This is a genomic window from Lentilitoribacter sp. Alg239-R112, from assembly GCF_900537175.1.
GTDB lineage: Bacteria > Pseudomonadota > Alphaproteobacteria > Rhizobiales > Rhizobiaceae > Lentilitoribacter.
Window position 1 is genome coordinate 193886 of sequence record NZ_LS999835.1, and the last position, 20521, is coordinate 214406.

19 protein-coding genes are annotated in these 20521 nt (G+C 42.4%); 16 read left to right on the forward strand and 3 right to left on the reverse strand.

The features are described from left to right. Positions 1 to 82: 82 nt before the first annotated feature. The 5 genes from G3W54_RS17775 (at position 83) to G3W54_RS17795 (ending at position 7675) form a co-directional block, all read left to right on the forward strand. Positions 83 to 1453: a CoA transferase gene (locus tag G3W54_RS17775; protein ID WP_162654640.1), complete on the forward strand. Its 1371-nt coding sequence runs from the start codon at positions 83 to 85 to the stop codon at positions 1451 to 1453. A 31-nt stretch (positions 1454 to 1484) separates the two neighbouring features. Next, complete coding sequence (locus G3W54_RS17780; RefSeq protein ID WP_162654641.1) at positions 1485 to 1721, forward strand: DUF2164 domain-containing protein; 237 nt, start codon at positions 1485 to 1487, stop codon at positions 1719 to 1721. A gap of 113 nt (positions 1722 to 1834) precedes the next feature. Next, positions 1835 to 2827, forward strand: a complete 993-nt coding sequence (locus G3W54_RS17785) for a hypothetical protein (RefSeq protein WP_210253525.1) — start codon at positions 1835 to 1837, stop codon at positions 2825 to 2827. Then, positions 2808 to 4334 (forward strand): DNA polymerase Y family protein, encoded by a 1527-nt coding sequence (locus G3W54_RS17790; RefSeq protein ID WP_244627988.1) that lies wholly within the window; start codon positions 2808 to 2810, stop codon positions 4332 to 4334. The genes G3W54_RS17785 and G3W54_RS17790 overlap by 20 nt, the downstream gene beginning before the upstream one ends. Beyond that, positions 4331 to 7675, forward strand: coding sequence for an error-prone DNA polymerase (locus G3W54_RS17795; RefSeq protein ID WP_244627989.1), 3345 nt, complete (start codon positions 4331 to 4333; stop codon positions 7673 to 7675). Before G3W54_RS17790 ends, G3W54_RS17795 begins: the two co-directional genes overlap by 4 nt. A gap of 2 nt (positions 7676 to 7677) precedes the next feature. Here G3W54_RS17795 and G3W54_RS17800 read toward each other — a convergent pair whose 3' ends face one another. Then, positions 7678 to 8280: an HAD family phosphatase gene (locus G3W54_RS17800; RefSeq protein ID WP_162654643.1), complete on the reverse strand. Its 603-nt coding sequence runs from the start codon at positions 8278 to 8280 to the stop codon at positions 7678 to 7680. Positions 8281 to 8506: 226 nt separating this feature from the next. On the opposite strand from G3W54_RS17800, the gene G3W54_RS17805 reads away from it, so the two are divergent. From G3W54_RS17805 to G3W54_RS17820, 4 genes are all read left to right on the forward strand, one after another. Next, positions 8507 to 9280 (forward strand): ABC transporter ATP-binding protein, encoded by a 774-nt coding sequence (locus G3W54_RS17805; protein ID WP_162654644.1) that lies wholly within the window; start codon positions 8507 to 8509, stop codon positions 9278 to 9280. Between the two features lie 19 nt (positions 9281 to 9299). After that, complete coding sequence (locus G3W54_RS17810) at positions 9300 to 10037, forward strand: transporter substrate-binding domain-containing protein (protein WP_162654645.1); 738 nt, start codon at positions 9300 to 9302, stop codon at positions 10035 to 10037. Positions 10038 to 10148: 111 nt separating this feature from the next. Next, complete coding sequence (locus G3W54_RS17815; RefSeq protein ID WP_197742898.1) at positions 10149 to 10952, forward strand: ABC transporter permease subunit; 804 nt, start codon at positions 10149 to 10151, stop codon at positions 10950 to 10952. Beyond that, positions 10949 to 11749 (forward strand): ABC transporter permease subunit, encoded by an 801-nt coding sequence (locus G3W54_RS17820; protein ID WP_162654647.1) that lies wholly within the window; start codon positions 10949 to 10951, stop codon positions 11747 to 11749. The genes G3W54_RS17815 and G3W54_RS17820 overlap by 4 nt, the downstream gene beginning before the upstream one ends. 1 nt (position 11750) lies before the next feature. On the opposite strand, the gene G3W54_RS17825 is transcribed toward G3W54_RS17820, so the two are convergent. Both G3W54_RS17825 and G3W54_RS17830 read right to left on the reverse strand, forming a co-directional pair. Further along, the gene (locus G3W54_RS17825; RefSeq protein ID WP_162654648.1) at positions 11751 to 12437 is read right to left on the reverse strand and encodes a fumarylacetoacetate hydrolase family protein; all 687 of its coding nucleotides are present in this window, start codon (positions 12435 to 12437) and stop codon (positions 11751 to 11753) included. Between the two features lie 68 nt (positions 12438 to 12505). Further along, positions 12506 to 13393 (reverse strand): hydrogen peroxide-inducible genes activator, encoded by an 888-nt coding sequence (locus G3W54_RS17830; RefSeq protein ID WP_162654649.1) that lies wholly within the window; start codon positions 13391 to 13393, stop codon positions 12506 to 12508. Positions 13394 to 13555: 162 nt separating this feature from the next. Between G3W54_RS17830 and katG the strand changes: the two genes are divergently transcribed. From katG to G3W54_RS17865, 7 genes are all read left to right on the forward strand, one after another. Then, positions 13556 to 15727, forward strand: coding sequence for a catalase/peroxidase HPI (gene katG, locus G3W54_RS17835; protein WP_162654650.1), 2172 nt, complete (start codon positions 13556 to 13558; stop codon positions 15725 to 15727). Positions 15728 to 15926: 199 nt separating this feature from the next. Further along, complete coding sequence (locus G3W54_RS17840) at positions 15927 to 16106, forward strand: hypothetical protein (protein WP_162654651.1); 180 nt, start codon at positions 15927 to 15929, stop codon at positions 16104 to 16106. Between the two features lie 16 nt (positions 16107 to 16122). Then, entirely contained in the window at positions 16123 to 16527 is a 405-nt protein-coding gene (cueR, locus tag G3W54_RS17845) for a Cu(I)-responsive transcriptional regulator (RefSeq protein ID WP_162654652.1), read from the forward strand. Between the two features lie 245 nt (positions 16528 to 16772). Continuing rightward, positions 16773 to 18086, forward strand: a complete 1314-nt coding sequence (locus tag G3W54_RS17850; RefSeq protein WP_162654653.1) for an SAF domain-containing protein — start codon at positions 16773 to 16775, stop codon at positions 18084 to 18086. Positions 18087 to 18174: 88 nt separating this feature from the next. Further along, positions 18175 to 18471: a putative quinol monooxygenase gene (locus G3W54_RS17855; RefSeq protein ID WP_162654654.1), complete on the forward strand. Its 297-nt coding sequence runs from the start codon at positions 18175 to 18177 to the stop codon at positions 18469 to 18471. 29 nt (positions 18472 to 18500) lie between these two features. Continuing rightward, positions 18501 to 18719 carry a DUF6500 family protein gene (locus G3W54_RS17860; protein WP_162654896.1) on the forward strand — a complete coding sequence of 73 codons (219 nt, stop codon included), beginning with the start codon at positions 18501 to 18503 and terminating at the stop codon, positions 18717 to 18719. 187 nt (positions 18720 to 18906) lie between these two features. Further along, positions 18907 to 20466, forward strand: a complete 1560-nt coding sequence (locus tag G3W54_RS17865) for an ABC transporter substrate-binding protein (RefSeq protein ID WP_162654655.1) — start codon at positions 18907 to 18909, stop codon at positions 20464 to 20466. Positions 20467 to 20521: the final 55 nt, after the last annotated feature.

Sequence of the window (20521 nt, forward strand, 5' to 3'; positions counted from 1 at the left end):
TATTCATGTTGATTATGTTGATCAATCTTGACGCTCTGTCAAGCTTTCAGCCATTCTTTAATGATGGATGATTGGAGTATCTATGAAGCTTCTTCAAAAAATGTGTGACACATTACCTGCCTTTGAAGGTAATTTGTATATTGACCAAATTAGTTTTCGAAACAGAAATATTGGTTCCGAAGATGTTTTTTCCGTTACAGAACTGGCAGCAAACTCGATTGCATTAGCTGGTGCTGCGCTTATCCAATATGCTTTTGGTCATGATGCTTTAGATAGGCAAATTATAGTAGATCAACGATTGTCTTATCTCTGGTTTGGCAGTTCTGTGCGCCCGGTTAGCTGGTCTTTGGCCTCACCGTGGGATGATCTTGCAGGTGATTATCAAACTCAAGATGGGTGGATAAGATTGCATACAAATGCACCCCATCATCGAAATGTTGTTTGTAAGATCTTGGGTGATTTGGATCGCGCCGAAATGGCAAAGCAAGTTGAAACGTGGTCTGGTGCTGAACTTGAAGACGTAATTAGCTCGGAGGGTGGAGCTGCGGCAAACTTAATGAGTACGAGTATGTGGAATTCTCACCCACAAGCTATTGCCCTTTCTAAAGAGTTTCCAATTATTTCAGAAATGTTTGAAGGTACTAAATTGCGCCATGTGATTAATCCTTCGATTGATCAGGCTCGCCCACTGAAGGGGTTGAAGGTCCTTGATCTTACTCGAATTTTAGCTGGACCCATTGCAACGCGGTTTTTGGCAGGGTTTGGAGCAACGGTCTTACGTATCGACCCACCTTTATGGGATGAAGGTGATCATGTAATTGATATGACGCCTGGTAAGAAATGTGCGACGCTTGATTTATCAAAGCACGAGGATCTTGAGATTATGCAGAAGCTTATTTTAGAGGCTGATGTGATGGTGCATGGGCTCCGTGCAGATGCGCTAGAAAAATTGGGCTTAGGGGATGAGGAACGGCGAAAATTGAATCCGTCCCTCATTGATATTTCACTAAATGCATATGGTTGGACAGGACTTTGGCGTAATCGGCGGGGGTTTGATAGTTTGGTACAGATGAGTACAGGTATTGCTCAGCATGGAATGGAAGTTTCTGGCCTTGGTGTGCCGCGCCCTATGACAGTGCAGGCGCTTGATCATGCAACAGGTTACTTAATGGCTGCAACTGTTTTAGCAGGATTAAATCAACTTAAAACCAAAGGGCAGGCAATGTCAGCAAAGCTATCCCTTGCGGCTACGGCTGAACTTTTAAAGTCTACGCGCAAAGATAAATTTGGAGGAACATCACCTGTTAAAGCTGGAAGTGATTTTTTACCTGATATAAAACAAACGTCTTGGGGTAATATTCAGCGATTAAAGTCTCCTATTATGTTTTCGGGACTTGATATGCATTGGTCTTCGCCTGCTATTCGTTTGCACTCATCAGCGCCAATGTTTTAATGATGAGTTTTTGATATGACGGAGTAAGAAGATGCGCATTAAATTAAATGACGACCGCAAAGCAGACATTGCACGTGCGCTTTCTGGCTTTTTTCAGGATGAATTTGATGAAGATTTGAGTGAGTTTCGGGCACTCGAAGTTGTTGATTTCATGTTACGTCAGATCGGACCATCGCAATATAATCAGGCTATTGCGGATGCTCGCGGGTTTCTGGCCGAAAAGCTTGATGATCTTGATACTGAGTTCCATGAGGCAGAAGAACGTTAGTTCGATCCTTTTCTTACTTCAAATAAATAAGGAATAAATTCCTTTTAGTCGCTTGACTCTTATTCTAAGTTCTGGAATCTATATTGGAACAAAAGAAGAACAAATAAGCTAAAATGATGAATTCTGGTATTAAAAAACATGAACTATCAGAGCTTCGACAGCAAATAGCTGAAATCGAAGAACGGCAATTTATGTGTTTAAACGAACCAGATAAAGAACAAGAAAAATTATCAAACATCAAATCATATCGGATTCGAAATAAGAAAGATAAAAATTATATCTTTCCTTTTGGCTACTCATCCCTTGATGAATGTTTAGATGGGGGCATTTTTTTAAATGCACTTACCGAGTTTCGTACAGATGAAGCGCGGCATGTGGGTTCAGCAAGTGGATTCGTTTGGATCCTAGCTCAGCAAATGCAAAAACTGATTTATAATTTGGAACCCGCTTATGGCACATTACCTATTTTATGGATTGGTGAGGTTTCAGCCAAGTTGGAGGGTGGTCAGATTTATCCTCCCGGGCTTTTATCCTTAGGGATTGATCCATCACAATGCATATTTGTTCAACCGCGTACTTTAAATGATGCTTTATGGGCAGCAGAACTTGCAGCTAAGCAAACTGCACTTGCGGCCACGATTTTGGAAGTTCGTGGTAATCCAGGCGAACTTGACATGGCTGGTACGCGGCGTTTGCATTTAAGGGCGCAAGCTGCAAAGCGGCCATTTTTCCTTTTGAGGCAATCATCGGAGCCAGAAGCAACGGCTGCCCGTACGCGAATTTTCATTAAGCCTGCTGCTGCCAGTTCAAAAATTCTCCCCAGCCAACAAAAGTTTTCAAATAGTCTGCAATATTCGGCATTTCAGCTTTTGCTTGAAAAGAGCAAAAGCCCGTCTCTTCAATCATTTATCTTGGAATGGAACCATGATGCACAATCTTTCCACAAACGTACAGATCAAGACTGGGCAAAAAATCAAGACCACGATCAACACACCGATGTCGATGTTTACAAATACCAATCGTCGAATTTTGTCGATCGCTCTTCCTTATCTGGCAACGGACCGAATCAAGCGAAGGAAATGGGGCGTGTCGTGGCGTTTGGATAAGCGAGAGAATAATGCCCATGAATATCCAACTATTTGTATGGAGAAACAAAAAGGTGCCATGCGCCTATCTGCGCTTGATCTGACAGCAGAAAATTTGGGACTCAAGCTTGGGCAAGGCATGGTGGAAGCACGTGCCATGTGCCCGAATATTGAAACAATTCACGCAGATCATGATGGTGATATGGCTTTTTTAAATGCATTAGCTGATTGGGCAGATCGATATACGCCGCTTGTGGGGCTTGATGCACCTTTTGGTAAAGCTCAAGGATTGTTCTTAGATATAACTGGCTGTGCACATTTATTTGGTGGCGAAGAAGAAATGCTAAAAGATATGATATCTCGCCTTCATCAAATGGGAGTTTATGCGCAAGGAGCAATTGCTCCGACGCCTGGGTTTTCTTGGGGGCTTGCACGACAGCATTCGCCAGAGAATTATGATTTTCGAAATACAATTATGACATGGGACAATGCAAGGATAATTGCTTTATCTTTTCCCATGGCTGCATTGCGTTTGCCACTTGATATGTTGGTTGCTCTTGATCGTGTTGGCCTTAAAAATGTGAAAGATATTTTTGATGCACCACGTAAGCCACTGACTAAACGGTTTGGGCCATTTTTGCTTAAAAGACTTGATCAAATGCTTGGTCAAGAGGATGAACCTATTTCCCCGCGATTACCTGTTGCAAGCCTATCGGTTGAACGTCGATTAGCCGAACCCATTGGGCGGCAGGAAGATATTGAAACATGTATTGAACAACTGGCTAAGTCATTACAAAATGATATGGAAAAGCGGGGTCTATTGGGTCAGCAATTTATGCTTTTATTGTTCCGCTTAGATGGTATAGTTCGCCGGCTTGATATTGGTCTTTCTGCACCATCACGAGAGCCAAAACGTATTAAGATCCTATTTTCAGAAAAACTTGATAACATTTATGATGAAGCTGATGCCGGGTCGGGTTTTGAAACGATCCGTCTTTGTATTGTTTCGGCCGTTGAAACATCTGATCAGCAAGCGACATTTTCAGGGAAAAATAATATTCAAACGGATATTGATGAGTTAGCTGATCAAATGATTGTTCGGTTGGGTGCCGAGCGGGTTTTAAAGCCCGCTTTTCATCAAAGCTTTATCCCAGAACGGGCTACTTCTTTTATCTCACTAATGAAGAATGCTTTTTCTAAAGAGGAAATTCAGTCAGAAAAAAACCGCCCTATCCGGTTGTTCTCAAATCCAGAACCTGTTCTGGCCATTGCTGAAGTTCCTGAAGGTCCGCCGATTACATTTCGTTGGCGCCGTAGCCATTATCAAGTTGCTCGTGCCGAAGGCCCCGAGCGTATTGGCGCGGAATGGTGGATTGATGGTGAGGATGCACGAACACGAGATTATTATAAAGTAGAAGATAAATCCGGGCGTCGTTTTTGGATTTTTCGGGAAGGTCTTTATGAACGTGAAAGTGAAAACCGTGATGGTTTAGTGCCGCGGTGGTTTATGCATGGGTTATTTGCGTGAATGAAAATATCACTCCTGTTGCTAAATCCCTATTCGCTGAATTAGGCGTTGCAAGTAATTTTTCTTTTCTAAAAGGTGCCTCTCATCCAGAAGAAATAATCGTGCGTGCAGCAAAATTAGGAATTAGCCATATTGGGCTTGCTGATTGTAATACGCTTTCAGGTGTTGTGCGTGCGCATATGGCTGCAAAAGAAGCTGACATTCATTATCATCCAGGTGCGCGGCTCCAGTTTTGTGATGGTTTGCCTGATATGTTGGCCTATCCCAAAAACCGCAAAGGGTGGGGGCACTTATGCAGGCTTTTAACAGCGGGTAATTTGCGATCTGAAAAGGGGAATTGCCAGTTAATGCGTGATGATCTTATTAAATGGTCATCTGAGATAATGTTTTGTATTTTACCAGATATCGATTCGCATACGTTACAGCTTGATGATTTCAAAGGTAGTCTTGGATTTTTAACATCGCATATAAAAAGCAATATCTATCTTGCTTTAGTGGCCCATTATGATGGTGATGACAGGTTCCGTTTTGCTTCGATGGCAGAACTATCTAAAATATATGATCTTGTCTTAATGGCGACGAACGATGTGTTTATGCATCAACCAGAGCGTTGTCCTTTAAGTGATGTATTGTCTTCTATTGAGCATCATAGGCCTGTTTATGACATGGGGTTTGGTCTTTCAAAAAACGCTGAACGCTATTTAAAATCCTATATTCAGATGAAGCATATCATGCGCGAATATCCTGAAACATTGGATCATGCGATTAATTTTGCAAATGCACTTACATTTTCACTTGATGAATTGCGTTATCAATATCCTGATGAAAAGTTTGGTGAAGGTTCACCTCAGGAGGTTCTTCGAAATCTGGCTTATAAGGGTGCAAATGAGCGTTATCCAGATGGAATTTCTAATAAAACAATTGATCAAATTGAGTATGAATTGGCTTTGATTAAAGGCCTTGAATATGCGCCATATTTTCTTACTGTTTGGGACTTAGTGCGCTATGCACGATCACAAAGCATTTTATGTCAGGGGCGAGGGTCAGCGGCCAACTCAACCGTTTGTTATTGTCTTGGAATTACTGATGTAAATCCTGAAAAAGTTGATCTTCTTTTCGAACGATTTATCTCACCTGAACGAAATGAACCGCCAGATATTGATGTGGATTTTGAGCATGAACGTCGTGAAGAGGTTATTCAATATATATATCAAAAATATGGTCGTGAGCGAGCAGGGTTGGCAGCCACAGTGGTGACTTATCGTGCTCGGATGGCAGCGCGTGAGGCTGGTAAAGCTTTTGGTCTGTCTGATGATGTTATTTCTGCGCTTGCCGGTTTGGTTTGGGGGTGGTCGTCAAAAAGTCTCACGGAAAAAGAAGCACGAGAAGCGGGGCTTGATATTAATGACCCCACAACACGACGTGTTTTAGATTATGCCTCTGAACTCATCGGATTTCCACGGCACTTATCTCAACATGTTGGGGGCTTTGTTATTACACGTGATCGGTTGGATGAAGTTGTGCCTGTTATGAACACGGCCATGGACGGGCGCACCATGGTGGAATGGGATAAGGACGACCTTGAAGCGCTTGGTATTTTAAAGATTGATGTTCTTGCCCTTGGCATGTTGTCATGTTTGGCAAAAGCTTTTGATCTTTTAAAGAATACTTATGGCCACGATTATACGCTTGCAACGTTGCCAAGCGAAGATCCCGTTGTCTATGATATGATTTGTGCTGCGGATACGTTAGGTGTTTTTCAGATTGAAAGCCGTGCGCAGATGACGATGTTACCTCGTTTACGTCCGCGTGAATTTTATGACCTTGTCATTGAAGTCGCTATCGTTCGCCCCGGGCCCATTCAAGGTGACATGGTTCACCCCTATTTGCGCCGTCGACAGGGCATTGAGAAAGTTACATTTCCAAAAGAAGAACTGCGTGATGTTTTGGGTCGTACTTTGGGTGTGCCACTATTTCAAGAACAGGCGATGAAAATTGCCATTGTGGCCGCCAACTTTACACCTGGTGAAGCCGATAAATTACGTCGAGCCATGGCGACATTTCGCCGTGTTGGAACAATTCATACTTTCAAGATTAAAATGATCGAGGGCATGGTCCGAAATGGGTATGAACAAGATTTCGCTGAGCGATGCTTCAAGCAGATTGAGGGTTTTGGAGAATATGGATTTCCTGAAAGTCATGCAGCGTCTTTTGCGCTTTTAGTTTACGCATCATGTTGGTTCAAAGCTTACTATCCTGATGTATTTTGTGCGGCAATTTTAAACTCTCAACCCATGGGGTTTTATGCACCCGCTCAACTTATTCGTGATGCGCGCGAGCACGGCGTTGATATACGGCCCATTGATATTAATTACTCTGATTGGGATGCCAAGCTTGAGGATGGCCAGTTAGATCAAGCTGCAATGGCTGTGCCACGGCGCGATATGGTTCGTACGATTAAAACCAGGAAAGCACTTCGTATTGGTTTTCGTCAGATTAAAGGTTTGCGCCAAAAGGATATGGAAATAATCATGTCCCATCGTGGTAAAGGTTATGATTCCATTCGTGATCTTTGGCTAAAAACACGGCTTTCACCTTCCATTATTGAGCGGTTAGCAGAAGCTGATGTATTTCGCTCTATTGGGCTTGATCGACGCGTGGCTTTATGGGCCGTTCGTGCACTTGAGAAAAATAACCCAGATGATGAGGGCCTTCTTTTTAAACACGGTCATCAATTTATTGAACAAGAAGAGGAGCTATCGCTTCCGACTATGCGATTAAGTGAGCAAGTTATCAATGACTACCGATATTTGCGCATGTCTTTAAAAGCCCATCCTCTTGCCTTTATCCGTCCAAAGTTAAATAGGCCAAATGCGGTGCTACATGAAAATTTGGGTCAGATTAGGAATGGTCGAAATATTTTTGTGGCTGGTCTTGTGTTAGTCCGACAAAGACCAGGCTCTGCAAAAGGTGTTATTTTTCTCACATTGGAAGATGAAACAGGTGTGGCAAATATCATTGTTTGGCCAAAGGTTTTTGAACGCTATCGACGTATTATTCTTGGTGGCCGCTTGTTGCGAGTTTATGGAAAGTTACAAAGCGAATCTGGCGTTATTCATATTGTTGCAAATCGTATTGAAGATATGACACTTCATTTAGAAGTACTTGAACTCTATCAAACAAGAAGTACGTCGCCTGATGATATTCGAGATAAAATGATATCATCTAATGCAGATAGTAGGATGAGAAAAGAACCAAAGCAAATTGCACCCGTACCAATGATTGGACATCAGAAAAATGCGGCAAAGAAAGTTATGCCAAAAGGGCGGAATTTTCACTAAATTTAGAGGATGCCACGTGTTTGCAAATCACTTTCAAATTGTTCAGATGACGTAAATAAGATGCCATCAATTCCAAGCGTGCAGGCTGCATCGACATTGGCTTGTGTATCGTCAATAAAGATACAATCCTTGGCATCTAAATTATTTCGATCAAGTAATAATTGATAGATAGCAGCTTCAGGTTTTGTAATTTTAACCTCACCTGAAACGATCGTATCAATAAAACTGGATGCCAAGAATGGATACATTTGGCAGGCATCAACCCATTTTTCTGCTGAAAAATTAGTAATGGCGTAAAGTGGAGTATTGTTCTCTTTAAGTTGGTTTAATATTGCCACGGATTCATCAATTGCAGCGGGAACTGTCTCTACCCAACGTTTATCAAAAGCATCAAAGATGTGCGCATAGTCGGGAAATTTTTCACTGTGCAATTTGACACCTTCTTCAAAAGAAAGGCCGCAATCCAATTGAAGATTCCAATCGAAAAAATTTGTCTCTTCAATAAATGCATTTATCTGATCTTGGTCACCGATTACATCTAAGAATAATGTATTTACATCCCAATTTATGAGAACTCGACCTACGTCAAATATAACATTTTTCATGAAATTAATCCCAAGTTGCTGCATTAAGGTTTGTTTAGTAGATCACTATGTCAAATATGTAAAAGGCAAATCAGAGCCTAAAATTTTGCCAACCAATATAATCTCACTCCAATGTTGACAAAATAAACATAATCAAACATGGTCAAGCCCAATAATTTGGATTTGTAGAGCGTCTCAAACAAATGAAACATAATTATAGTATAAATCCTCATAGTATTGAGGATTCATGACGAAACCCGACTATAGTCTCGTAGCAGAAGACATACATAAAAGTTTTGGAGAGCTTGAAGTTCTCAAAGGGTTGACCTTGCGCGCCAAAAAAGGTGATGTCGTCTCTATTATTGGAAGCTCTGGTTCGGGGAAAAGTACATTCCTGCGCTGCATCAACTTTCTTGAAATGCCTGATAAGGGTAAAGTTGTTCTTGATGGCGAAGAAGTCATCATTAGTAAAGGCCAAAATGGTCGTGTTGCATCGACCGATGAAAAACAGATTCAACGTTTACGCAGCCAGCTTGGAATGGTTTTTCAGAGTTTTAATCTCTGGTCACATATGACTGTTTTGCAGAATGTGATCGAAGGTCCAATACAGGTTTTGAAAATATCCCGAAAAGAAGCTGAAGAACGCGGTTTGGAATATCTAAAAAAGGTTGGTATTGCGCAAAAAGCAGATGCTTATCCAAGCCAATTGTCTGGCGGTCAGCAACAGCGTGTGGCAATTGCACGTGCGCTTGCTATGGAACCGAAGGCGCTTTTATTTGATGAACCAACTTCAGCACTTGATCCTGAACTTGTCGGCGAAGTGCTAAAGGTAATGCAGGATCTTGCCAATGAGGGACGAACAATGATTGTCGTCACACATGAAATGGGTTTTGCACGCGATGTAAGCAATCGTGTGTTATTTCTCCATCAGGGGAAAATTGAAGAAGAAGGAACACCCGAAGAGGTGTTTAATAATCCGAAATCTGAACGCTGCAAAGAATTTTTAGCAAGTTCATATTGAGGTCATAAAGGAGAGAAAAATGAAAGTCTTTAAAACATTAACGGGAGTGGCATTTGCTGCTTTGATTACAACAGCAGCCATGGCTGATAATCATGCAATTCGCATGGGTACAGAAGGAGCGTACGCACCATATAACTTCATTAATGATGCAGGTGAAGTCGATGGGTTTGAGCGCGAAGTTGGTGATGAACTTTGTAAACGCGCAAAGCTTGAGTGCACATGGGTAACCAATGAGTGGGACAGCATTATTCCAAACTTGGTTTCAGGCAACTATGATACGATTATTGCAGGTATGTCTATTACTGCAGAGCGCGATGAAGTGATTGACTTCACGCAAGAATATTTCCCACCGGATCCGTCAACATATGTTGGTCTTGCGGGTACATCTATGGATGCAACAAAAGGCACGGTTGCTGCGCAAACAGGAACTATTCAAGCTGGCCATGCTGCTGAAACGGCTAAAGCTGTCGTTGAATTTGCAACACCTGAAGAAGTCACTGCGGCTGTTCGTAATGGGGAAGTTGATGCGGCAATTGCCGATGATGCTTTCTGGCAAGATGTTGTAAAAGCATCTAATGGTGAATTAGAATTTATTGGTGAGCCAGTGATGCTTGGTGGCGGTATTGGCATGGGTGTTCGTGAATCTGATACAGAGCTTAAAGAAAAAATGAATGCAGCAATTGCTTCTATGAAAGCTGATGGTACGCTTACCAAGATGATTGCCAAGTGGTTTGATGGCCGCATGGTTAAGTACTGATAACGTTATTGTTCGGGCCGCTATAACGCGGCCCGAACAATATGTGTCCCGATGTTTGAGTATTGTACTGATCCAAAAATATTAGAAGGTTTATCTTGGTGGTCTTGTTATTTGACAACCGGAAAACACTTCAATTTTTATCAAAGCTTCTTAGTTGTTTTTGCGCTTTTAATTATTTGCGTGCCATTTATTTTGATGTTTGGCTTTGCTGGGGCACTAGCCCGACGGTCACGAATATTACCAGTTCGCTGGGTTGGTGTTGCCTATACCTCGATGGTACGCGGCATTCCAGATATTATCTTTTTTCTTTTCGTTCCAATCGGGCTTGATCAAGCGATAGAATATTTGCGCCATCATGCAAAATGCCCAGAATGGACAGAACCTATCCGGCAGGGAAATGATTTTGTTGTTTGTGCGGCTGCAAAGATGCCTCTTGGTGTATCGCCCCAATGGATACATGAAGTGTATGGCTTTTCGTTAGCAACACTTGCATTTGCTATCGTTTTTGGTGCATTTGCTGCGAATACGATTTATGGGGCATTAAGTTCAGTGCCCAAAAATCAGTTGGAGACAGCTGCTGCATTTGGAATGAGCAGGCGACAGATTTTTTATCGTATTCATATGCCCCAAATGTGGATTTATGCGCTTCCTGGTCTGTCAAATCTATGGATGATTTTAATAAAAGCGACACCGCTGTTATTCCTTTTAGGAGTTGAGGATATTGTCTATTGGGCGCGCGAACTTGGTAGTTCTAAAACCGCGCGGTTTGCTTATGAACATGGTGATTGGCGTTTGGGATATTTCTTGTTTCTCCTTGTATTTTATCTTCTGCTATCGTGGGGAAGTGAAACGGTATTTGGGCGACTAACCAAGAAATTTACTAAGGGTCAGGCGATGATTGGAGCGAGTGCATGAGTTGTACGCAAACGGTCATTGATTATGCTTTTCGCGCGATTGGGTTTGGTGCGCGTGCATTACCAAAATCAGATATAACTTTATGTGAACAAGTTGTGTTGATTGGGTCTGGATTGCTTTGGAATATATATTTTGCAGCAGTTGCGTTGGTGCTTGGCTTTTTTGCAGCGGCTGCAATTGCATTTGCGCGAAATAGTTCAAACGGCTTTGTTTGGCGACCGGCGGCAATGTTTATTTTTCTCATCCGTGGATCACCTTTGTTCATTCAGTTCTTCATTGTTTATGAGCTGTTTGTTTTGCTACCGAGGATAGGGTGGGATTTAAATTTTGGATTTGTGGAAATTACCATTGAAACACGATGGCTAACCCGCGCTTGGATGGGCGCGCTTATTACACTATTTTTAAACACGACAGCATATACAGCCCAGATTTTTTACGGTGCTTTACGGACGGTTCCTAAGGGAGAGATTGAAGCCGCACTTGCTATTGGTATGTCGCAAAAGCAAATCAACAGACGGCTTATAAAGCCAAAGATGATTAGTCTTGCTTGGGAGTCTTATACCAATGAAGCGATCTTTCTGCTTCATGCAACAGCGTTGGTTTTTTTCTCAAGTTTTCCCGCGTGGCGACAACAAGGAGATTCACTTTACTACGCGAGTTATTTTGCGGACAAGACGTTCAATCCATTCGTCGCATACCCGATTATTGCAGGATATTTTATCTGCTTAACATTGATTGTGATCGTGTTATTTAGCTGGCTGAATAAGCGTATGAATCCTCATTTAAGATATCAGTAGCTCACGTAACTTTACATTTTAGATCACCTACGCCGTCAATATGGCCGTGCATTTCATCACCGATGGAAACCGCGCCAACACCTGCTGGTGTTCCTGTCATAATAATATCACCAGCTTGTAGCTTAAAGAAACCCGATAGATAAGATATTGTTTCTGCCACGTTCCAGATCATTTCGCTGATATTGCCTGATTGTTTTTGTGTTCTGTTAATATTGAGCCAGATGTCCGCAGACTGAAGTGTTCCAACGTCTGCTTTTGGTACGATGGATGAACAAGGCGCGGAATGTTCAAACGCTTTGCCAACTTCCCATGATCGCCCCATTTTTTTCATATCACTTTGAAGGTCACGACGGGTCATATCAAGTCCAACTGCATAGCCAAATATGGTGTTTTCGGCTTGTGAGAGTGAAAGGTTAATTCCACCCCTATCAAGTGCGACAACGAGCTCAATTTCGAAATGTACGTTGTTTGATTTTGAAGGGTAGGGAAAGTCTGCGTTATTTATGAGAAGATTATCCGGGTTTTTCTGAAAGAAAAAAGGTGGCTCTCGATCTGGGTCATGACCCATTTCCCGTGCGTGATCAGCATAATTTCGACCAACGCAATATATACGTCTCACTGGAAACTTTTGGCTCGAGTTCTTAATCGGTAAATAAGGCTGAGGCTGTGGTTCGAATAGAAATGTCATGGGGTCCTGAATATGTATGCTCTTCTGAACAAGTTGAATTTGCATTGTTTGTGTTTTTAATGGCTTCTTTATTCTGCAATTTTTCGAATGATATGCGAAATCTCGGTTAATCTTTCTGTGAGTGGATTTGTTTTGCGCCATATCATGCCGATGGTTCGAGACGGTTTTGGGTCCAAAAACCGTGTGACGGAAACATTGGCGGACCGTGTTTCAACATCTAACGCCATTTCCGGAATAAGCGTCACACCTATACCCGCGCTAACTAGTTGGACGAGCGTAGATAAGGAACTGCCATCAAGCATTTCACGCGGTCTCGTAGTTTGGATATTACAGAAAGATAATGCTTGATCGCGGAAACAATGTCCCTCTTCTAAAAGCAGTAATCTCATTTCTTTTAACATCTGGCGGTTTGGTGCGGGCCTTCCTTTATCTGCCGATGGTCTGACCAGCACAAATTCTTCCGTAAAAAGAGGGACTTCCGTAAACGAGTTTTCTGAGATTGGTAGTGCAACAATAGCTGTATCAAGTTGTCCTTCGGAAACTTCTTTAATCAGATTTTGGGTTAATGTTTCTCTGATGTGGATATCAAGAGCAGGAAATGTGTTTGCAAGTTCATTGATGATTTTCGGCAAAAGATAGGGCGCGATGGTTGGAATAACGCCAACGCGCAACTGACCTGACAATTGATCACTCATTGAACGGGTAAATTCTTCCAATTCATCCACAGACCTCAAGATTGCAGACGCTCTTTCCGCAAATTCTTTGCCAAAATGGGTGAGTTGAGTTTTCCGTGCGACCCGTTCTACGAGCTTTGAATTCAACGTTTCCTCAAGCTCTTTTATCTGCATAGATAATGCGGGTTGCGAAACGGCACAAATTTCGGCCGCTCGTCCAAAGTGACTTTGTTGGGCTAAGATATTGAAATAACGTAGTTGCTTCAGGGTAATATTATTCATAAGTATTTCTTATCATATTTATCAGAAAATACAACTTTATCTAATGAATACAATTTGATAAATGTTTACCTAATATTTGGGTTGCGAGGGATTCGATTTACTTGAAGTTCTGCACCTGAACTATCAGCAATATATAAAACACTATTTCCCGATGGAGTGAACATGAACGAGATGAGTCCCGCAAAATGCCCTGTAATGCATGGTCGTAATAAAGAGGCAAATGCAATGGGTACCACCGCAATTCAGCACTGGTGGCCAGAGCAATTAAACCTCAGAATTCTAAACCAAAACGCCCCACAAGTTGGTCCGCTCGGTGAAGATTTTAACTATGCAGAAGAGTTTAAAAAACTTGACCTAAAAGCATTGAAAAAAGATCTCGCAGATTTAATGACAGATTCGCAAGACTGGTGGCCCGCGGACTATGGTCATTATGGTGGTCTATTTGTTCGTATGGCTTGGCATAGTGCCGGCACCTATCGTACATATGATGGTCGCGGTGGTGCGCGCTCAGGTACACAACGTTTTGCGCCGCTTAATTCTTGGCCTGATAATGGAAACTTGGATAAAGCACGCCGTCTTCTTTGGCCAATTAAGCAGAAATACGGCAATAAAATTTCCTGGGCTGATTTGATGATTTTAACTGGTAATGTCGCCATGGAAACTATGGGTTTTAAAACTTTTGGTTTCGCCGGCGGTCGTGCTGATGTCTTTGAGCCAGAAGAAGATATCTATTGGGGTCCAGAAACTGAATGGCTTGATGATAAGCGTTACTCAGGTGATCGTGATCTAGCTGATCCACTTGGCGCAGTGCAGATGGGTCTTATTTATGTGAACCCGGAAGGGCCAAATGGTAATCCCGACCCGCTTTTATCGGGGCATGATATTCGAGATACATTTGGCCGTATGGCAATGAACGATTATGAGACTGTTGCGCTTGTTGCGGGCGGTCATACTTTCGGTAAAGGCCATGGTGCTGGACCGGAAGAAAAAGTTGGTGCTGAACCAGAAGGTGCGCCACTTGAGCAAATGGGTCTTGGTTGGTCAAACAGTCATGGATCTGGCAAAGGTGGCGATACGACGACAGCTGGCTTTGAAGGTGCATGGACGGCGAACCCCATTCAATGGGATATGGGTTATTTTGATGCTTTGCTTGGCTATGAATGGGAAAAAGTAACTAGTCCGGCAGGTCATGTTCAATGGCAACCAACTAAAGCCTCAAATGCCGCGCAAGCGCCAGCCGCAGGTGATGCATCGCGTACAGAACCGCTTATGATGACAACAGCAGATATGGCTCTTAAAATGGATCCGGAATATGCTAAAATTTCCAAACATTTCCATGAGAATCCTGATGAGTTTGCAGATGCTTATGCACGTGCTTGGTTTAAGCTAACACACCGGGATATGGGTCCGGTTACAAATTATTTGGGTGAGGAAGTTCCTTCAGAAGAATTGATCTGGCAAGATCCTATTCCCGCTCATGACGGTTCGGCACTTAGTGATGCAGAAATTGCTTCGTTGAAAGAAAAAATCCTCGCATCCGGACTTTCTGTTTCACAACTTGTAAACACCGCTTGGGCATCTGCTTCAACCTTCCGCAGTTCAGATCTTCGCGGCGGGGCAAATGGCGCGCGCATTAATCTAGCGCCACAGAAGGACTGGGCGATTAACACATCTTCTAATGTTGCAAGCGTGATTTCAAAACTTGAGGCCATAAAAAATGATTTCGATGGCAATGTCTCATTGGCGGATTTGATTGTACTTGGCGGTTGTGCTGCAATAGAAAAAGCAAGTGGTGTAAGTGTTCCGTTTACACAAGGGCGCACGGATGCAACTCAAGATCAAACAGATGTGGAATCTTTTGCAGTACTTGAGCCTAAATATGACGGCTTTCGTAATTATAAAAATACAAGAGACCCTCGTTCAACTGAGGCATTACTTGTCGATAAAGCACAATTGTTAGGTCTAAGTGCACCAGAAATGACTGTTCTTGTTGGGGGGCTTCGTTCACTTGATGTGAATGCGGGCAAAAGCAAGCATGGAGTCTTCACAGACAATCCAGGCACATTAAGCAATGATTTCTTTGTAAATGTTCTTGATATGGGCATAGAGTGGAAATCAACTGATGGGTCTTCAGAATTGTATGAAGGTCGCGATCGTGCATCTGGTAACGTCAAGTTTACTGGGACTCGTGCTGATCTTGTCTTTGGTTCGAATTCTATTTTAAGATCAATTTCTGAAGTTTATGCGCAAGAAGATGCGAAAGAAAAATTTAAAGCGGACTTTATTACAGCGTGGAATAAAGTCATGAATGCAGACCGTTTTGATCTTGCCTGATTGATAGAGATTTAAGATAAAAACTTGAAAGCCGCACCCTGTTTGGGTGCGGCTTTTTGCAATCAGATGCTCTCATTCATTTGATACACTTATAATCACAATTGTTTTATTCGCCTTGATTTAACAGCTCGACTATCATCTAGTAAGAGTAGCCTGCTGATTAAGATGATCAGTGGAACGAAGTATTTTGGTTTGAGTGATGACAGTCGACAAAAAGAAAGATTCTAAATTGGGACAATGTGAGCCACCTGATCGATTGGCAGGAGGTGAAAGATTTGATTATCTTGCCCGTTGTGCCAAGGATTTAGGTTTTAGTGAGCAAGAATTAAAAGACCTTGCAGCGCTTTATGGCGAGCAAATGCCAAAAGACAAGTCGTGAATAGAGGGGACAAGTCGTGAATATAGGCTATGCATCTGAACAGTCGGGCCTTCCACCAAAAACTATCCGTTATTATGAAGATATTAATTTGATAAAACCGGCTCGCGCTGGAAATGGATATCGTGATTATTCAGATACTGATATTCATCGGCTAAAGTTCTTGCAGCGCTCACGAAGTCTTGGGTTTACAATAGACGAGTGTCGTCTGCTGCTTTCTCTTTATGATGATGATCAACGAGCTAGCTCCGACGTAAAATTGATTGCAGTTAGTAAGATAGAAGAGATTGATCAAAAAATAAGTGAATTGCAATCTCTCAAAGAAACTTTGGCCTCACTTGCCAAAAACTGTCATGGTGATAATAGACCTGAATGTCCAATCATTGCAGATCTTGCAGGGCAAAATGTTTCAAGTATAGTTTAAGAAGTCAATTTACGTGGCTTGCTTTTAGGTAGATTTCTTAATCAACTTTTCTATTCTTCCCCATCATCTTCACATTTGTTTTGGGTACACGGAGTCGATTGACCCGACATTATGGAGATGTTCGGTTCAGTTTTTATCCTTTTATATGGGATTTTTTAAATAGGCCTTGGCATATTGGGCTAAATTAGGTGTATGACCAGTCATCTCTAATATTAGCAAGTTACATTTGCTTTGAAAGGACAGATATGACCCATCCATATTTTGCGGAACAACTTATTGCGTATGCCGCTGAAAACGGACCTGTGACAATTGGGTTGATTGGTGCAGGTCAGATGGGTAAGGATTTAGCTGTTCAAGTTGCGTTGATGTCGGGCATACGAATTGGTGGTATTTCTGTTACCCGCGCGGAAAATGCTTTGGGTGCATTACACCTTGCTGGACATTCGGACGAAGATATTATTGTTGCAAACAATGCAAATGCGATTGATGTGGCGATTGAAGGTGGAAAAATTGCCATATGTGAGGGGTTTGAGGCGTTAACAGCTGCAGGGCGCGTTGATGTGATTATTGATGCGACGGGTAATCCCAATACGGGATCACTTATTGCACTTAGCGCGATTAAAAATGGCAAGCATATGGTTATGCTAAATGTGGAAGCTGATATTACGATTGGCCGATATTTGGCAGAAGAAGCAAAAAAGGCTGGCGTTATTTATACCGGTGCTGCGGGTGATGAACCTGCCTGTGTTTTAGAACTGATTGGCTTTGCACGTAGTCTTGGTATGAACGTTATCGCCGCGGGAAAGGGCAAAAACAATCCACTTAATATCCATGCTGTACCCGCTGAATATGAAGAGGAAGCTAGAGCACGTGATATGAATGCTCGTATGCTTGTAGAGTTTGTTGATGGATCAAAGACAGCGATCGAAATGGTTGCTATTGCCAATTGTACAGGCCTTATACCTGACATTCCAGGTATGCATGGCCCAAAGGCATCGCTTGATGAGTTGGCGAATGTGCTTTGCCCAGTGGAAGATGGCGGTATTTTGAGCCGTAAAGGTGTTGTCGATTACTCAATCGGTAAAGGTGTTGCACCTGGAGTTTTTTGTATCGTAGAAACCAAGCATCCGCGTGTTTTGGAGCGGATGGCTGATCTGAAAGTCGGTAAGGGGCCTTATTTCACACTTACTCGACCTTTCCATTTAACCAGTCTTGAAGTGCCATTGTCTGCTGCGCGAGCTGTTATGCATGGTGAACCTGATATGGTGCCAATCGACCGCCCTGTTGCAGATGCTGTTGCTGTCGCTAAACGTGATTTACAACCAGGCGAAATACTAGGTCGGATTGGGCAAGCCGATTATCGCGGTTATGCGGTGAGCTGGCAGGATGGCCGTAAAGGCGGTTATGTTCCTATAGGTTTGGCAGAAAAAGCTGTTGTATCTAAACCCGTGAAGGCTGGTGATATTATAACCTATGCAAATTGTGTTCCTGATAAAGATCTTATCATTACACAGATCCGTCATAAACTTGACCAAGCAGATGCACATTTTGCAAGTTAAGCATGTTCTATAAGCTCATAAAATTTTTTGTATCTAATGGCGCTTATACCAATGGCATAATGGTATTCTACAGCTTAGAAAGTGAATAATGATCTATTTAATAGCAACGCTTAAAATAAAACCGGATAGTTTCGAAACAATAGAGAAATTGGTTGCACCTTGCATAGAAGGAACGCGATTAGAAGCCGGCAACATTTCTTATGATCTTTTTCAAAGTACGACTGATAAGAATACTTTGTCATTCGTAGAGCGCTGGAAAGATCAGGCGGCAATAGATAATCATTTCACAGAGTCGCATTTCTTGGCTTGGAGAGATGCGGGAGCGGAATATATTCTCGACAAAAAACTTGAGATCATTACACCTGAAAATATCGAGCAAAAATAGGATATGATTTACCGCGGGAACCTGAAATGATGAGACAACAGCTCAAAGATAAAATCATATCTGTTTGTGATGAGAAAATTGAAAAGAAAGGTGTTAATGTAGGCCTTTCCTTTTATGCATTTTTTGCCAATAAGAATGATGACCCTCAGCTTCTTATGGAAGCTGCGACATGGTGGATACAGACCCATGAATTGGACCACTTTGAAAAAGCCGTTAAAATTCGCCAGATGATATTAGACAGCATATGACATTCACGGTGACTGCTCATCGTCGTTTACAAATACACCGATCAAATTGCTGCACCTGCTCACTTTTTCGCTCTTTTAGTGAACACTAAACCGCCATACGCGAAATGCATAAGTGATTTGAAATCGGCATTGGCTCATGCAATCATTTTAATATTACATATAGGGTACCTATAATGGAGAAAATAATATGAATATATTTACACGCGCTGTTGCGGTCGGCATGATGTCATTTGCGATGACTGCCGTTGCGCAAGCTGAGGTTACTGTTAAAGTAGCTTATGATGCTGACCCGGTTTCACTGGATCCACATGAGCAACTTTCCGGTGGTACATTGCAATTCTCACACATGACGTTTGATCCGCTTGTTCGTTGGACGCAAGATTTGCAGTTTGAAGCACGTTTGGCTGAAAGCTGGGAGCAGATTGATGCAACAACGACACGTTTTAACTTGCGTGATGGTGTGAAATTTCATTCTGGTAATGAGTTAACAAGTGCTGACGTTCTTTGGACATTTAACCGTTTGAAAGAAAGTGCGGACTTTAAAGGTATCTTCTCTCTCTTCACAGAAGTGAAGGTTATTGATGAGGACACGTTTGATCTTATCACTTCAGAGCCTTATCCGCTTGTATTGCACACAGCAACATACATCTTCCCAATGGATAGCAAGTTCTATTCTGGTAAAACAGATGACGGCAAAGACAAAGCTGAATTGGTAAAGCATGGTGATAGCTTCGCGTCACGCAATGCATCTGGCACAGGCCCATTTGTTGTTGATTCACGTGAGCAGGGCGTTAAAGTTGAGTTCTCTCGTTTCGCTGATTACTGGGATACAGCTAGTGAAGGTAACGTTGATAAAATCGTTTTGACACCGATTAAAGAGGATCCAACTCGTGTTGCTGCTCTGTTGTCTGGCGATGTAGATTTTATTGCCCCTGTTCCGCCAACAGATCTAAAGCGTGTTGAAGATAGCGATAATGCTAATCTCATTACAATGGCTGGTACTCGGATCATTACATTCCAAATGAACCAGAACCGCGTTGAAGCTTTCAAAGATGCTCGTGTTCGCAAAGCTATTGATTATGCTGTAAATAATGCCGGTATTGTTGATCGTATTATGCGTGGTTTCGGTACTGTTGGTGCACAAGCTAGCCCGGCTGGTTACCTTGGTCATGATGCAGCGCTAACACCACGTTTTGACGTGGAAAAAGCAAAAGCTTTGATGGCAGAAGCTGGTTATGCTGACGGTTTTGAAATCACAATGATGGCACCAAACAACCGCTATGTGAATGATGACAAAATTGCTCAAGCAGTTGCTTCAATGTTGTCAAAAATCAATATCAAAGTTGACCTTCAAACAATGCCAAAAGCGCAATACTGGCCTAAGTTCGACGAGCGTGCTGCAGATATGATGATGATTGGCTGGCATGCTGATACGGAAGATAGTGCAAACTTCCACCAGTTCTTGTCTGCATGTGCAAATGAAGATTCAGGTAACGGTCAATATAACTCTGGTAACTATTGTAACTCTGAGACTGATGCTTTGATGGATGCTTCAAATGCTGAAACAGACCCTGCAAAGCGTGGTGAGTTGCTTCAGAAGCTAGAAGGTATCTTGTACGAAGAAGCAGCGTTTATTCCGCTTCATTGGCAAAACCTAGCATGGGGCGCTCGTAAAGGCGTGCATGCTGAGAAAATTGTTAATGCATTGAACTTCCCTTACTTTGGTGATCTTGTCGTAGACAAGTAAGTTCAAACGATTAATTCTTTAAATTTTCTGGGGGCTAGGCTTCTAGCCCCCGGAA

Bases quoted from the DNA above. Each gene is read 5' to 3' on its own strand.
- G3W54_RS17820 (WP_162654647.1), top strand. From the start codon at position 10,949: ATGAGTTGTACGCAAACGGTCATTGATTATGCTTTTCGCGCGATTGGG.
- G3W54_RS17810 (WP_162654645.1), top strand. From the start codon at position 9,300: ATGAAAGTCTTTAAAACATTAACGGGAGTGGCATTTGCTGCTTTGATT.
- G3W54_RS17840 (WP_162654651.1), top strand. From the start codon at position 15,927: ATGACAGTCGACAAAAAGAAAGATTCTAAATTGGGACAATGTGAGCCA.
- G3W54_RS17830 (WP_162654649.1), bottom strand. From the start codon at position 13,393: ATGAATAATATTACCCTGAAGCAACTACGTTATTTCAATATCTTAGCC.
- G3W54_RS17855 (WP_162654654.1), top strand. From the start codon at position 18,175: ATGATCTATTTAATAGCAACGCTTAAAATAAAACCGGATAGTTTCGAA.
- G3W54_RS17865 (WP_162654655.1), top strand. From the start codon at position 18,907: ATGAATATATTTACACGCGCTGTTGCGGTCGGCATGATGTCATTTGCG.
- G3W54_RS17785 (WP_210253525.1), top strand. From the start codon at position 1,835: ATGATGAATTCTGGTATTAAAAAACATGAACTATCAGAGCTTCGACAG.
- G3W54_RS17825 (WP_162654648.1), bottom strand. From the start codon at position 12,437: ATGACATTTCTATTCGAACCACAGCCTCAGCCTTATTTACCGATTAAG.
- G3W54_RS17860 (WP_162654896.1), top strand. From the start codon at position 18,501: ATGAGACAACAGCTCAAAGATAAAATCATATCTGTTTGTGATGAGAAA.
- G3W54_RS17850 (WP_162654653.1), top strand. From the start codon at position 16,773: ATGACCCATCCATATTTTGCGGAACAACTTATTGCGTATGCCGCTGAA.
- G3W54_RS17805 (WP_162654644.1), top strand. From the start codon at position 8,507: ATGACGAAACCCGACTATAGTCTCGTAGCAGAAGACATACATAAAAGT.
- katG (WP_162654650.1), top strand. From the start codon at position 13,556: ATGAACGAGATGAGTCCCGCAAAATGCCCTGTAATGCATGGTCGTAAT.
- G3W54_RS17775 (WP_162654640.1), top strand. From the start codon at position 83: ATGAAGCTTCTTCAAAAAATGTGTGACACATTACCTGCCTTTGAAGGT.
- G3W54_RS17800 (WP_162654643.1), bottom strand. From the start codon at position 8,280: ATGAAAAATGTTATATTTGACGTAGGTCGAGTTCTCATAAATTGGGAT.
- G3W54_RS17780 (WP_162654641.1), top strand. From the start codon at position 1,485: ATGCGCATTAAATTAAATGACGACCGCAAAGCAGACATTGCACGTGCG.